This is a genomic window from Geodermatophilus bullaregiensis, assembly GCF_016907675.1.
Lineage (GTDB): Bacteria > Actinomycetota > Actinomycetes > Mycobacteriales > Geodermatophilaceae > Geodermatophilus > Geodermatophilus bullaregiensis.
Window position 1 is genome coordinate 567766 of the sequence record NZ_JAFBCJ010000001.1, and the last position, 13456, is coordinate 581221.

17 protein-coding genes are annotated in these 13456 nt (G+C 76.0%); 7 read left to right on the plus strand and 10 right to left on the minus strand.

All coding sequences use genetic code 11. The features are described from left to right. Window positions 1-3 precede the first annotated feature (3 nt). Entirely contained in the window at window positions 4-483 is a 480-nt protein-coding gene (locus JOD57_RS02570; protein WP_204690470.1) for an Asp23/Gls24 family envelope stress response protein, read from the minus strand. Then, entirely contained in the window at window positions 474-1280 is an 807-nt protein-coding gene (locus tag JOD57_RS25045) for an RNA polymerase sigma factor (protein WP_239568064.1), read from the minus strand. Before JOD57_RS25045 ends, JOD57_RS02570 begins: the two co-directional genes overlap by 10 nt. Here JOD57_RS25045 and JOD57_RS02580 point away from each other — a divergent pair. Genes JOD57_RS02580 through amaP form a run of 7 tightly spaced genes read left to right on the plus strand, consistent with a single transcriptional unit; the run spans window position 1279 to window position 4214 of the window. Beyond that, entirely contained in the window at window positions 1279-1764 is a 486-nt protein-coding gene (locus JOD57_RS02580) for an Asp23/Gls24 family envelope stress response protein (protein ID WP_204690472.1), read from the plus strand. The genes JOD57_RS25045 and JOD57_RS02580 overlap by 2 nt on opposite strands. After that, entirely contained in the window at window positions 1761-2093 is a 333-nt protein-coding gene (locus JOD57_RS02585; RefSeq protein ID WP_204690473.1) for a hypothetical protein, read from the plus strand. Before JOD57_RS02580 ends, JOD57_RS02585 begins: the two co-directional genes overlap by 4 nt. Beyond that, window positions 2090-2362, plus strand: a complete 273-nt coding sequence (locus JOD57_RS02590; RefSeq protein WP_204690474.1) for a hypothetical protein — start codon at window positions 2090-2092, stop codon at window positions 2360-2362. The genes JOD57_RS02585 and JOD57_RS02590 overlap by 4 nt, the downstream gene beginning before the upstream one ends. Window positions 2363-2385: 23 nt before the next feature. Continuing rightward, window positions 2386-2568, plus strand: a complete 183-nt coding sequence (locus JOD57_RS02595; RefSeq protein ID WP_204690475.1) for a hypothetical protein — start codon at window positions 2386-2388, stop codon at window positions 2566-2568. Continuing rightward, a complete protein-coding gene (locus JOD57_RS02600) occupies window positions 2565-3023 on the plus strand; it encodes an Asp23/Gls24 family envelope stress response protein (protein WP_307824401.1) in 459 nt (152 codons plus the stop codon). The genes JOD57_RS02595 and JOD57_RS02600 overlap by 4 nt, the downstream gene beginning before the upstream one ends. A gap of 1 nt (window position 3024) precedes the next feature. Further along, window positions 3025-3561 (plus strand): DUF6286 domain-containing protein, encoded by a 537-nt coding sequence (locus JOD57_RS26645; RefSeq protein WP_204690477.1) that lies wholly within the window; start codon window positions 3025-3027, stop codon window positions 3559-3561. Then, a complete protein-coding gene (gene amaP / locus JOD57_RS02610; RefSeq protein WP_204690478.1) occupies window positions 3558-4214 on the plus strand; it encodes an alkaline shock response membrane anchor protein AmaP in 657 nt (218 codons plus the stop codon). Before JOD57_RS26645 ends, amaP begins: the two co-directional genes overlap by 4 nt. On the opposite strand, the gene JOD57_RS02615 is transcribed toward amaP, so the two are convergent. The 8 genes from JOD57_RS02615 to ruvC all read right to left on the minus strand — a co-directional run bounded on the left by JOD57_RS02615 (window position 4211) and on the right by ruvC (window position 13381). Next, on the minus strand, window positions 4211-6637 hold the full coding sequence (locus JOD57_RS02615) for a RelA/SpoT family protein (RefSeq protein ID WP_307824403.1): 2427 nt from the start codon (window positions 6635-6637) through the stop codon (window positions 4211-4213). The two genes, amaP and JOD57_RS02615, sit on opposite strands and share 4 nt — an antisense overlap. A 91-nt stretch (window positions 6638-6728) precedes the next feature. Then, window positions 6729-7325: an adenine phosphoribosyltransferase gene (locus JOD57_RS02620; protein ID WP_372440225.1), complete on the minus strand. Its 597-nt coding sequence runs from the start codon at window positions 7323-7325 to the stop codon at window positions 6729-6731. Continuing rightward, window positions 7322-8746 (minus strand): protein translocase subunit SecF, encoded by a 1425-nt coding sequence (gene secF / locus JOD57_RS02625; protein ID WP_239568067.1) that lies wholly within the window; start codon window positions 8744-8746, stop codon window positions 7322-7324. The genes JOD57_RS02620 and secF overlap by 4 nt, the downstream gene beginning before the upstream one ends. Further along, a complete protein-coding gene (gene secD / locus JOD57_RS02630) occupies window positions 8743-10470 on the minus strand; it encodes a protein translocase subunit SecD (protein WP_204690479.1) in 1728 nt (575 codons plus the stop codon). The genes secF and secD overlap by 4 nt, the downstream gene beginning before the upstream one ends. 11 nt (window positions 10471-10481) lie before the next feature. Beyond that, complete coding sequence (gene yajC, locus JOD57_RS02635) at window positions 10482-10832, minus strand: preprotein translocase subunit YajC (RefSeq protein ID WP_204690480.1); 351 nt, start codon at window positions 10830-10832, stop codon at window positions 10482-10484. Between the two features lie 173 nt (window positions 10833-11005). Continuing rightward, a complete protein-coding gene (ruvB, locus tag JOD57_RS02640; protein WP_204690481.1) occupies window positions 11006-12130 on the minus strand; it encodes a Holliday junction branch migration DNA helicase RuvB in 1125 nt (374 codons plus the stop codon). Between the two features lie 43 nt (window positions 12131-12173). Continuing rightward, a complete protein-coding gene (ruvA, locus tag JOD57_RS02645) occupies window positions 12174-12818 on the minus strand; it encodes a Holliday junction branch migration protein RuvA (protein ID WP_204690482.1) in 645 nt (214 codons plus the stop codon). Then, window positions 12815-13381, minus strand: a complete 567-nt coding sequence (gene ruvC, locus JOD57_RS02650; protein WP_204690483.1) for a crossover junction endodeoxyribonuclease RuvC — start codon at window positions 13379-13381, stop codon at window positions 12815-12817. Before ruvC ends, ruvA begins: the two co-directional genes overlap by 4 nt. Window positions 13382-13456 lie beyond the last annotated feature (75 nt).

The following is a 13456-nucleotide window of genomic DNA, read 5'->3' on the forward strand; positions in this document are numbered from 1 at the left end:
GGCTCAGGTCACGTCCGCGACGGTGACGTCCACGGCGGCCACCGGCAGCCCGAGCGCCTCCTCCCCCGCCGCGGCCACGCGGGCCCGCACCCGCTCGGTCAGCTCCGGCAGCGGCACGCCGGCGCGGGCGGTCACCGTGAGGGTCACCCGCAGCACCCGCTCGCCGGCCGTCGCGTCGACGGCGACCCGGCACGCGCCGGCACGGACGTCCCCGAGCCCGTCGACCGCGGCCCGCAGCACCCGGACGGCGGCCGCCTCGGCCACCTCGACCCGGGCTCCCGGGGTGTCCGACAGCACGAGCGCGAGGCCCGGGCGCCGCGGCTCGGCACGGACGACGTCCATCACCCGGCGCAGCAGGTCGGGCGGCGGGGGCAGGGCGGCGTCCTCGCGGCGGACGGCCTCGGTGGCGGCGGCCAGCAGGTCGGGGACCGGCGGCTCCGCACCGTCGTCGGCGGGGGTCGCGCCGTCCGGGGTCAGCGCCACGGGGCCATCGCCTCCGCCAGGTCCGCGCGGGCCCGCGCCAGTCGCCCGCGCACGGCCACCGGGGTGGTGCCGAGCGTCCCGGCGATCTCGTCGTAGGACCGCTCGTGCAGCTCCCGCAGCACCCAGACGGCGCGCTGGTCGGGCGTCAGCCGCCGCAGCGCGGCAGCGAGCGCGTGCACGCCCGCGGCGGCCTCGACCACCCGCTCCGGCCGCCCGTCGGGACGCGCGTCGGGCAGCCGTTCCAGCTCCGCGTCGGGCACCGTGCGGCGGTCCCGGAGGTGGTTGAGGCAGCGGTTGGTCGCGCTGCGGTAGAGCCAGCCCCCGACGGCGGCGTCGTCGCGCAGTGCCGGCAGCCGCCGCCACGCGGTCACGAACACGTCCTGCACCACGTCCTCGGCCTCCTGCCGGTCGTCGAGCAGCCGCACCGCGAGCCGGTGGAGCGGGGCCTGGTAGCGCCGCACCAGGACCTCGAACGCCCGCTCGTCGCCGGCGCGTGCCCGGGCCGCGAGGTCGGCGTCGGGGACCTCGTCGTCCGGGCGGTCCCCGGCTCCCGCCGCGGTCAGCCCTCCCCCTCGTGCACCCGGCCACTGTCCCAGCGCCCCGGCGTGCGGGCACCCCCGGGCCCGAGGTCCGACACCACCGTGACACTGGTCCGTCACTGCCCGTACCGACACGAGCGGAGGAGGTGGCTCACAGCGTCGATCCCGGGCGGCACCGTGACGAAGCGGGAAGTGACGTGTCCTACCGAGTGCCACGTCATCCGATCCCGCACCGCGGGTCCTGAGGAGGAAACCCATGAGCTCCCCCACCGCCACGTCCACCAGCGCCAGCACCGCCGTGGCCACCAAGCAGAACGCCGGGACCACCAGCGGCACCCAGCTCACCACCACGCAGGGCAGGACCACGATCGCCGACACCGTCGTGTCGAAGATCGCCGGCATGGCCACCCGTGAGGTCAACGGCGTCCACCGGCTCGGCGGCGGCGTCGCCCGCGCCTTCGGCGCCATCCGCGAGCGCATCCCCGGCTCCGGCGGCCCCAACGTCTCCCAGGGCGTCTCGGTCGAGGTCGGCGAGACCCAGGCCGCCGTCGACATCGACATCGTCGCCGAGTACGGCGTCCCGATCGCCGACCTGGCATCGGGCATCCGCCGCAACGTCATCAGCAGCCTGGAGCGGATGACCGGTCTCGAGGTCGTCGAGGTGAACATCAGCGTCAACGACGTGCACCTGCCCACCGACGAGGACACCGAGCAGCAGCCGCAGCCCAGCCGCGTCGCGTGACGTCCCCGGCCGCTCCCGCCCTCGTCGACGGCGTCGACGTCGACGCGGTGGCCGCCGCGGTGACCGCCTGTCCCGCCGTGGCCCGGCTGACCGCCGGCCGCGCGGGGGCGGGCAGCTACCTGCCGGGCCGGCGGGTGGCCGGCGTCGCCGTCCGGCCCGCGCCGGGCGGCCCGGCGCGGGTGGCGGTGCACGTCGTCGCCCGCACCGGCGTGCCGGTCGGCGAGGTGGCCGGCCAGGTCCGGACGGCGGTCGCGCCGCTGGCACCCGGCTCGCCGGTCGACGTCGCGATCGAGGACGTGCTCGACCCCCTCGCGGACGGCACCCCATGACTGCGCCGTCCGGCCCGGACGGCCCGGCGGCACGTGAGCACCGCCGGGCCGCCCGGGCCTGGATCCGCACGCACCACCCCGACGTCGGCGGCGACCCGGCGGTGTTCGCCGCCGGGCTGGCCGCCCTGCGCGCCGGTCTCCCCCCGGACGCCGGCCTGCCGGGCGCCACCCCTCCCCGGCCGCGGGTCACGGTCGTCCGCAGCCGCGGGCCCCGCGCCTGGCTGCGCCGCCTGCTCGGGCCCCGCCGGCCCGCCCGCACCCTCCACTGAACCGTTCCCCTCAGGAGCTCCCCATGCGCCCCAGCCTCACCGGCCTGCTGGTCGGTCTCGTCCTCGGTCTCGCCGGCGCCCTCGGCGGGTTCGACGCCTTCCTGCTGGTCGCCGTCCTCGGCGCCGTCGGGTTCCTCGTCGGCCAGGTCGTCGAGGGCCGGATCGACCTGTCCTCCTACCTCACCGGCAGCGGTGGGCGGCGGTGACCGCCCCCTCGTCGGCACCCGCGTCACCGACCGGGACGGCTTCCGGGGCCACTCCGGCGACGACGTCCGGGGCCCTCCTGCCCGACGGTCCCGTCCCCGGGCCCCTCGACGACCGCGGCCGACTCGACGTGGCCGACCGGGTGGTCGAGAAGATCGCCGCGCAGGCCGCCACCGAGGTCGACCGCGCCACCGGCTCGCCGCGCCGCGTGCTGGGTGTGGCGCTCGGGTCGGCCGACGAGCGCCCGCAGGTCAGCGCCCAGGTCGACTGGCCGGTCGCGACCGTCTCCGTCGTCATGTCGGTCGCCTGGCCGGCGCCGGTGCTCGAGGTGACCGAGCAGGTCCGGCGGCACGTCGTGGAGCGGCTGGCCACGCTGGCCGGCGTCCGGACGGCCGGCGTCGACATCCGGGTCACGGCCCTGCCGGGGCCCCGCTCCGGCGATCGGCGGGTGAGCTGAGGTGCGCACGTTCGACCGCGTCCTCGCCGTCCTGCTGGCCGTGGCCGGGCTGCTGCTCGGCGGCCTCGTCGTCGTGGAGGTGGTGGTCGCCGCCCTCGGCCGGCCCGCCGTCGTCCTCCCCCACGGCCCGGTGGCCGGGTGGCTGCGGGAGAACCCGTGGTCCGCCGGCATCGTCGTCGCGATCGCCGTCGCGCTGCTGGTGCTCGGCCTGGTCCTGCTGCTCGCCGAGCTCACGCCCCGCCGCCGCACCGACCTCGTGCTGACCGAGCACGACCCCGCCGTGACCACCACGCTGTCCACCCGCAGCCTGGGCCGCCTCCTCGAGACCGCCGCCACGGCCACCCCCGGCGTCGAGCGGGCCTCCGCCCGCGCCCGGGCGCGCCGGGCGCGGTTGTCGGTCCACATCCCGGTCCGCGACGCCGCCGAGGTGGCCCGCATCGGCCGGGAGGCGGAGGCCAACGCCACGTCCGCGCTCGAGGAACTGCAGCTGCGCCGGACGCCGAAGCTCCGGGTCCGTACCCGACAGGAGGCCCGATGACCACCACCGAGGACCGCCCGGCCCCCGCGTCCGACCGGCCCGTCACCTCGGGCCCGGCCGCGCTGCGGCCGCGCACCCGGGCTCGCGGTGTGGTGCGGGCCAACCGCGTCGTGCTGGCCCTGCTGGGGCTGCTCCTGACCGCGGCCGGTGCCGCCGCGCTCGCCGCGGCGGCCGGTCCGTTCGGCTCGCGGCGCAGCGACCGGCCCGTGCTCGACTCACCGGTGTCGGAGTTCGTCGACGCCAGCCCGTGGTTCTGGCCGGTGGTGGCCGTGGCCGGCGGCGTGCTGGCGCTGCTGTGCCTGTGGTGGCTGCTGGTCCAGGCGCGCTCCGACCGCGTGGCCGGGCTGCCGCTGTCCCGCGATCCCCGGCAGGGGTACACCGACCTCGACGCCGCCGCGCTGACCGGCGCGGTGGAGGACGAGGTGGAGGGCTACCGCGGCGTCACCCGGGCGCGTGCCGGGCTCTCCGGCGCCAGGACCGCGCCGCTGCTCACCCTCACCGTCACCCTCGACGGCCGGGCCGACGCCGGGGAGCTGCACACGCGGATCGTCGGCAACGCCGTCGCGCACGCCCGGCAGGCGGTCGGCCGCCCCGACCTGCCGGCCCGCATCGAGCTGGTGCTCCCCCGCAGCGGCCGCCGCGACGTCCGCTAGGCGGTGACGCGCTCGACGTCGAAGACGCCCTCGACGTTGCGCACCGTCTGCAGCACCGCGCCGAGGTGGGCCGGGTCGGCCAGCTCGAAGGTGAACCGGCTGACCGCCACCCGGTCGCGGCTGGTCTGCACCGACGCCGACAGGATGTTGACCCGCTCGTCGGCCAGCGCCCTGGTGACGTCGGAGAGCAGCCGGTGCCGGTCGAGCGCCTCGACCTGGATCGAGACGAGGAACACCGAGCCGGGCTGACGGGCCCACTCGACCTCCACCAGCCGCTCGGGCTTGCGCTGGAGGTCACCGGCGTTGGTGCAGTCGGTGCGGTGCACGCTCACGCCGCCGCCACGGGTGACGAACCCGAGGACGTCGTCGCCGGGCACCGGGGTGCAGCACTTGGCGAGCTTGGCCCAGACGTCGCTCATCCCGTGGACGACGATGCCCGGGTCGCCGCTGGCCGGGCGGCGGTGCGCCGGCGCCCGGGTGGGGATCGCCGTCTCGGCGATGTCCTCCGCCGCGCCCTCGGCACCGCCCAGCGCGGTGATCAGCTTCTCGACCACCGACGCCGCCGAGATCTGGTTCTCGCCCACCGCGGCGTACAGCGCGGTGACGTCGGCGTAGCGGAGGTCCTTGGCCAGGGTGACCAGGGCGTCGCCACCGAGCAGCCGCTGCAGCGGCAGGCCCGACTTGCGCATGGCCCGGGTCAGGGCCTCCTTGCCGGCCTCCACCGCGTCGTCACGGCGCTCCTTGGTGAACCACTGCCGGATCTTGGTGCGCGCCCGCGAGGAGCCGACGAAGCCCAGCCAGTCCTTCGACGGGCCGGCCGTCGGTGAGCGGGAGGTGAAGATCTCGACGACGTCGCCGTTGGACAGCCGGCTGTCCAGGCTGACCAGCGTGCCGTTGACCCGCGCACCGATGCAGCGGTGCCCGACCTCGGTGTGCACCGCGTAGGCGAAGTCGACCGGCGTCGACTCGCCGGGCAGGCTGATCACGTCCCCCTTGGGCGTGAAGACGAAGACCTCCTGCGGACCGAGGTCGTAGCGCAGGGTCTCGAGGAACTCGCCGGGCTCCTGTGCCTCGCGCTGCCAGTCCAGCAGCTGGCGCAGCCACAGCATGTCGTCGGGCGAGCCGACCTTCGCCGCCCCCAGCTCACCCGGCCCCGGCCGCCCGCCGGCCCGCGCCTTCTCCTTGTACTTCCAGTGCGCGGCGATGCCGTACTCGGCGGTGCGGTGCATGTCGTGCGTGCGGATCTGCAGCTCGACCGGCTTGCCCTGCGGGCCGATCACCGTCGTGTGCAGCGACTGGTACATGTTGAACTTCGGCATCGCCACGAAGTCCTTGAACCGTCCCGGCACCGGCTGCCAGTGCGCGTGCATGATGCCCAGCGCCGCGTAGCAGTCGCGGACGGTGTCGACCAGGATGCGGATGCCGACGAGGTCCCAGATGTCGGTGAAGTCCCGGCCGCGGACGATCATCTTCTGGTAGATCGAGTAGTAGTGCTTGGGCCGGCCGGTGACGACCGCCTCGATGCCGGCGGCCTTGAGCTGCTCGGTGACCGAGGCGGTGACCTCGGCCAGGTAGGTGTCCCGCGAGGGCGCGCGCTCGGCGACCAGGCGGACGATCTCGTCGTACCGCTTGGGGTAGAGCGTGGCGAACGCGAGGTCCTCGAGCTCCCACTTGATCGTGTTCATGCCCAGGCGGTGGGCCAGCGGGGCGAGGATCTCCAGCGTCTCGCGCGCCTTCTTCTCCTGCTTCTCCGGCGGGAGGAAGCGCAGCGTGCGCATGTTGTGCAGCCGGTCGGCGAGCTTGATGACCAGCACCCGCGGGTCCCGGGCCATCGCGACGATCATCTTGCGGATCGTCTCGGCCTGGGCGGCGTCGCCCAGCTTCACCTTGTCGATCTTGGTGACGCCGTCGACGAGGTGCGCGACCTCGGGGCCGAAGTCGGCGCTGATGGCCTCCAGCGTCTTGCCGGTGTCCTCGACGGTGTCGTGCAGCAGGGCGGCGACCAGCGTGGTGGTGTCCATCCCCAGCCCGGCCAGGACGGTGGCCACGGCCAGCGGGTGGGTGATGTAGGGGTCGCCGCTCTTGCGCTTCTGCGTCGCGTGCGCGGCCTCGGCGACGTCGTAGGCGCGCTGCAGCAGCACCAGGTCGGCCTTGGGGTGGCTCTGCCGGTGCAGCGAGGCCAGCGGCTCGAGCACCGGGCGCACCACGCTGCTGCGCTGCCCGGTGACGATCCGCCGCGCCAGCCGGTCGCGGACCCGGCGCGGGCGCGGGGCGCCGCCCTCGTCGGGGGGCTCGCTGCCGACGTCCTCGGGACGGCGGACCACCGGCCGGCTGGGGAGCGGCGCGCGCTGGTCGGGCTGGGCACCGGCCGGCTCCTCGGGCCGCGCACCAGCCACGTTGGTGGCGGGCGCGTCGGGGGCCACGGCGACTCCTGCGCTGTTGAGGAGGAACGGCTGTCCCCATGCTAGCCGCGACCGGCCCCGGACAGGCCGGACGGCGCGGGAGACCTCCCCCTCAGGTGGTCCAGAGGGCGTGCACGGCGTGCGGGGCGATCCGTTGGCGCCCGCCGAGGTCGGCCAGCTCGATGACCACCGACACCGCCGTGACCACCGCACCCAGCTCCTCGATCAGGGCGATGGCGGCGCCGAGCGTGCCGCCGGTGGCGAGGACGTCGTCGACGAGGAGCACCCGCTGCCCCCGCCACAGCGAGTCGGTGTGCATCTCGACGGTCGCCGTGCCGTACTCCAGCGCGTAGTCGGCGCTCACCCGCTCGCGCGGGAGCTTGCCGGCCTTGCGCACCGGGACGACGCCGACGCCGGCGTGCAGCGCGACGGCCGCGGCCAGCAGGAAGCCGCGGGCCTCGACCCCGACGACGACGTCGAAGCCGGGGTCGCGCGGGCCGCCGTCGGCGGTGTGCCCCACCGCGGCCGCCCGGGGGTCGGCCGCCTGCGGCGCGGCCAGGCCCTCCACCATCCGGCGGAACGCCGGGCCGTCGGCGAAGACCGGCGTCAGGTCCCGGAAGACCACCCCGGGGACCGGGAAGTCCGGGATGTCGACGGCGAGGCTGGCGATCAGCCCGTCGAGCGGCTGCAGCGCCCCGGCAGCGCTCACCGGCGCTTCTTGCTGCTGGTGCTCCCGGAGCGGCCGCCGGGCCGCTGGGGACGCTGGCCGGGCCGCGGCGCGGCGGTGGCGCCGCGGGTACCGGGGCGGGGGCCGCGGGCCGGCTCCGGGCCCACGGAGGCCGGCGACTCGACGACGACGTCGGCCTGCGCCGGGCCGAGCTCGCCGGGGTCCCGCTCGGCGAGGGCGACCGCGCCGCGGGCGGCGCCGCGGTTGCGGCGGGCGCTGGCGACCGGGCCGGCGGCGGCCCGGGCGCCCTGCCGGGCGGCCGCAGAGCGGCGGGCGAGCACGCGGCGGCGCAGCGCCTGGACCTCGGGCTCGCGCTCCTTGAGGTCGGCGACGATCGGCGTGGCCAGGAAGATCGACGAGTAGGCGCCGGCGGCCAGGCCGACGAAGAGCACCAGCGCGAGGTCCTTGAGCGTGCCCACGCCGAGCAGGCCGGCTCCGACGAACAGCAGCCCCGCGACCGGCAGCAGCGCGATCACCGAGGTGTTGATCGAGCGCATGAGCGTCTGGTTGACCGCGAGGTTGGCCGCCTCGCCCCAGGTCATGCGGGCGCCGGCGGCCAGGCCGCGGGTGTTCTCGTCGACCTTGTCGAAGACGACGACGGTGTCGTACAGCGAGAAGCCGAGGATGGTCAGCAGGCCGATGACCGTCGACGGCGTGACCTCGAAGCCGATCAGCGAGTACACGCCGGCGGTGACCACCAGGTCGTGCAGCAGCGCGGCGATCGCGCCGATCGCCATCTTGGGCTGGAACCGGACGGCCAGGAACGCGATGACGGCGACGAGGAAGACCGCGAGCGCCAGCAGCGCCTGGTCGGTGATGTCCTGCCCCCACTCGGCGCTCACCGCCTCGGGGCTGACGTCCTCGGGGGCGATGCCCGCGGCGCCGGCGACGGCGTCGACGACCGCCCGCTCCTCGTCGTTGTCCAGCGCGCCGGTGCGCAGCAGCAGGGAGTTGCCGCCGACCACCTGGGCCGAGGCGACGTCGGCCCCCGCGTCGGTGGCCGCGTCGCGCACCTGCTCGAGCTCGGCGCCGGTGCCCGGCAGCCGGAAGCTGTTGCCGCCGGCGAAGTCGATGCCGAAGTTGAAGCCGCGGAACACCATCGACGCGATGCAGACCAGCAGCAGCACGGCGGTGACCTTGTAGATCAGCCGGCTGCGGCCGACGACGTCCAGGCCCGCCTCGCCGTTGTAGAGCCGGTGCGCCAGGGACGCCCGGCGGTGCGACCCGCCGGCGGGGGCCGCGCCGCCCTCGGCGGGCAGGCCGGCGTCGGCCAGCGCGGTGTCGTCCGCAGCCGCGGCGGCGTCGTCGGCCGCCGAGCCGGCGGCACCGGCGGCCCGGGCCTCGTCGGCCGCGGTGCCCACGGGCAGCTCGGCGTCGGTCCCGGTGTCCTGCTCGCGGCTCATGCCCGGCTCCTGTCCTGCGGTCCACGGGTGCCACGGCCGCTGCCGGCCCCGACCAGCTCCCGCTCGGCGGGGCTCCGCGGGCCGGTGGTCCGCAGTGTCCGGTCGACCCGGCCGAGGCCGGAGAACCGGCTCGTGCCGAAGGTCCGGAAGCGGGCCAGCACGGCCATCAGCGGGTGGGTGAAGAGGAAGACGACGACCAGGTCGAGCACCGTGGACAGGCCCAGGGTGAACGCGAAGCCCTTGACGTCGCCGATCGCCAGCCAGTAGAGGATCGCCGCGGCCAGGAAGCTCACCGCGTCGGCCGAGAGGATCGTGCGGCGGGCGCGCACCCAGGCGCGCGGCACCGCCGAGCGCAGGGTGCGGCCCTCGCGGATCTCGTCCTTCAGACGCTCGAAGTAGACGACGAACGAGTCGGCGGTGATGCCGATGGACACGATGAACCCGGCGATGCCGGCGAGGCTGAGCGTGAAGCCGATCTCCCGGCCGAGCAGCACCAGGCTGGCGTAGACCACGACCGCCGACAGGAGCAGGCTGACGATCATCACCAGCCCGAGCAGGCGGTAGTAGACCAGCGCGTAGAGGAACACCAGCGCGATGCCGATCGCGCCGGCGATGAGGCCGGCCCGCAGCTGCTCGGCGCCGAGCTCGGTGGAGATCGACTGCGCGGTGGCCTGGGTGAAGGTCAGCGGCAGCGCGCCGTAGCGCAGCTGGTTGGCCAGCTCCTCGGCGCTCTGCTGGTCGAACTGGCCGGTGATCGTGGTCTGGCCGTTGATCGCGCCCTGGATCGTCGGCGCGGAGACGACCCGGCCGTCGAGCGTGAAGGCCACGTTGCTGCCGACGTTGGTGGCCGTGTACTCGGCCCAGGTGGCCCGGCCGCTGGAGTTGAAGTCGAGCAGGACGACCCACTCGCCGGTGGCCTGCTGGGTGCCGGCGCTGGCGTCGGCGATGTCGGTGCCCTCGAGGATCGCCGGGCCGAGCAGGTACTTCAGGGCGCCGTCCTCGCTGCAGGCCGCCACGTGGTCGATCGACCGGTCCACGCTGCCCGCGACCTCCTCGGGCGAGCAGGTCAGCGTGGCGTACTCGGCGGCGGCCTCCTCCTGGGTGACGGCGGGGGCGTCGGCGTCCGGGATGGAGGGGTCCTCGACCGCGCCGTCGGCCGAGGTGGTCTCCGCGGCCGCGCCGTCGGCGGGCGTCGCGCTGTCGGTCGGCGTCGCGGGGTCCGCCGGGGCCGCACCGTCGGTCGGGGCCGCGGGGTCGGTCGGGGTGGTGCCGTCGCCCGCCGTCGCCTGGTCGGCCGGGGCCGCGCTGTCAGTGGCCTCGGCGCCGTCCGTGGGCTCGGCCGGGGCGGCCGGCTCGGGGCCGGCCAGCACCGGCCGGAAGCGCAGTTGCGCCGTCTGGCCCAGCTCGCGGGCCTGCTCGCCGTCGTCGCCGGGGACGGAGATGACGATGTTGGACTCGCCCTCGGTGACCACCTCGGCCTCGGCCACGCCGAGGCCGTTGACCCGCTGCTCGATGATCTGGCGGGCCAGCTCGAGGTCCTCGGGGTCGGGCGCCTGGCCGTCGGGGGTGCGGGCGGTCAGCGTGACGGTCGTCCCGCCGCGCAGGTCCAGGCCCAGCTGCGGCGTCCGGTCGGTGCCGGTGAAGAAGATCAGGCCGTACATGACGGCCGTGATCAGGACCAGCGCGCCGAAGTAGCGGCGCGCGGGGAGGGCGCGGTTGGCCACGGGTCCTCCGGTCAGAGGGTCTTGCCGGAGGGGCCGTCACCGGGACGGTCGTCCCGGGCCGGCAGCTCGTCGGCCACGGGGTCGACCGCCGGGTCGACGGGGCCGGCCACCAGCGGCTGGCGCACCTGGACGACCGCCTGGCGCGCGTAGGTGACCACGACGCCGGGGGCGATCTCGACCTGGATGGTGGCCGGGTCGTCGAGACCCGCGACCGTGGCGTACACGCCGCCGGCCATGGTGACCGGGACGCCGACGGCGAGGGCCGACTGCGTCTGGTTCTGCTGGCGCTTGCGGGCCCGCGCCGGCAGGACGACCAGCGCCACGAACGCCAGCACCAGCAGGAGCAGGGGGAACAGTTCCACGACGGGAGTGCCTCTCTACCGCGCTCGCGTGCACGCGGTCGGTGCGGCCCGGGTCGGGACCGCTCGGGTACGTCGGTCACGGCGCGCACGGCGACCGGCCGCCGACACACGGGTCGCGCGGCCGGGACCGGGTCGACCCGCGAGGGTCGAGTTGCGCGCCAGCGCGGTCGAGTCTAGGCGTCGAACAACGGTTCCGACGACGAACCCGGGTCGCGCGGGACGGCTGTGACCCCGCCGAGGGGGATCCCGCCGCGCGGCACCGGCCGGCCGAGGTGCCGCCAGGCCGCCTCCGTGGCCACCCGCCCGCGCGGCGTGCGCGCCAGCAGGCCGGCCCGCACGAGGAACGGCTCGCACACCTCCTCCACGGTGTGCGACTCCTCCCCCACCGCGACCGCGAGGGTGCTCACACCCACCGGGCCGCCGTTGAACCGGGCGACGAGCGCCTCGAGCACCGCGCGGTCGAGCCGGTCGAGACCGAGGTCGTCGACGTCGTAGAGCGCCAGCGCGGCCTGCGCGACGGCGCGGGTCACCCGGCCGTCGCCCTCGACCTCGGCGTAGTCGCGCACCCGCCGCAGCAGCCGGTTGGCGATGCGCGGCGTGCCGCGGGAGCGGCCGGCGATCTCGGCCGACCCGTCCTCGGTCAGCTCGACGCCGAGCAGCTCCGCGCTGCGGGCGAGCACCAGCTGCAGCTCCGCGGGCTCGTAGAACTCCATCTGCCCGACGAAGCCGAAGCGGTCGCGCAGCGGCCCGGTGAGCAGCCCGGCCCGGGTGGTCGCGCCGACCAGGGTGAACGGGTTGATCTCCAGCGGGATGGCGGTGGCGCCGGGCCCCTTGCCGACGACGACGTCGACGCGGAAGTCCTCCATCGCCATGTACAGCAGTTCCTCGGCCGGCCGCGCGATGCGGTGGATCTCGTCGATGAACAGCACGTCGCCGGGGCCGAGGTTGGACAGCATCGCGGCGAGGTCGCCGGAGCGCTCGATCGCCGGACCGCTGGTGATCTTCACCGAGGTGCCCAGCTCGGAGCCGATGATCAGCGCCAGGCTGGTCTTGCCGAGCCCCGGCGGGCCCGACAGCAGCACGTGGTCCGGCGGCCGGCCCCGGCGCTTGGCGCCCTCGAGCACCAGCGCGAGCTGGCGGGCCACCTTGGGCTGGCCGATGAAGTCGTGCAGCGAGTGCGGCCGCAGCGCCGACTCGACCACCCGCTCCTCGTCACCGGCCTGCGGCGAGACGCCGAGCTCCCGGCCCGGACCGGCCTCGACCTCGCCGGCGAGCCCCCGGTCGAACGGCGCGCTCACGGTGCCTCCCGTCCGCTGCCGGCCGGCGGGTCAGCCGGGCCGCTCACGACCGGCCCAGCAGCTGCAGGGCCTGGCGCAGCAGCAGCGCGACGTCGACCCGGCCGGTGGTGGTGAGCTGCTCGTCGGCCACCGGCGTGAGCGCGGTGATCGCGGTGTCGGCCTCGCGGCTGCTCCAGCCCAGCCCGACCAGCGCCGAGGCGAGCTGGTCCCGCCACGGCGCCACCGGCGTGAGCGGGGCGAGCCCGGCCGGCGCCGACGCCGGACCGTCGAGCTGGGTGTCCGCCGTCGTCGTCCCCAGCCGGTCGCGCAGCTCGAGGATCAGCCGCTCGGCGCCCTTCCTGCCGATGCCGGGCACCTGCATCAGCGCCTTGACGTCGGCCATCGACACCGCGCGGCGGACCTCCCGCGGCGGGTGGATGGCCAGCACCGCCTGGGCCAGCCGCGGGCCGACGCCGTTGGCCGTCTGCAGCAGCTCGAACAGCTGGCGCTCGTCGTCGTCGGCGAAGCCGTAGAGGGTGAGGGAGTCCTCGCGGACGACGAGGCTGGTGGCCAGCCGCGCGTCCTGGCCCACCGTGAGGCGGGCGATGGTGCCCGGCGTGCACTGCACGGCCAGGCCGACCCCGCCGACCTCGACCACCGCGCCGTCGGGCGAGACCGCGGCCACCCGGCCGTTGACGCTGGCGATCACCGGGACACCCCCGTCCACCGCGGCAGCGTCGTCGAGCGCACCGGCGCGCCGATGCCACCGGCGATCGCGGCGACCCGCAGCCGGTCCTGCGCCGGGCCGCGCCACACGTGGCAGACCGCCAGCGCCAGGGCGTCGGCGGCGTCGGCCGGCTTCGGGGCGGCCGGGAGGCCCAGCACCCGGGTGACCATGAGGGTGACCTGCTCCTTGTCCGCGCGGCCGTTGCCGGAGATGGCCGCCTTGACCTCGCTCGGCGTGTGCCAGGCGACCGGCCGGTCGGCCTGCGCGGCGGCCAGCGCCGCGACCCCGGCCGCCTGGGCGGTGCCGGTGGCGGTGCCCTTGTTGTTCTGGGTGAACACCCGCTCGATGGCCACGACGTCGGGCCGGTGCTCGCGCAGCAGCGCCGTCACCTGGGTGTGCAGCTCGAGCAGCCGCAGCTCCAGGTCGAGCTCGGCGGAGCTGCGGATGACCCCCACCCCGACGGCGGCCGGGCGGGCGCCGGGGCGGCCGTCGACCACGCCCCAGCCGCACCGGGTCAGCCCCGGGTCGATGCCGAGCACCCGCATGTGAAGCCGCCTCCGAAAGCCCGAACTGGTGTTCGACGGAAGGCTAACCGCCCGGGACGACGTGACGGCGCGACA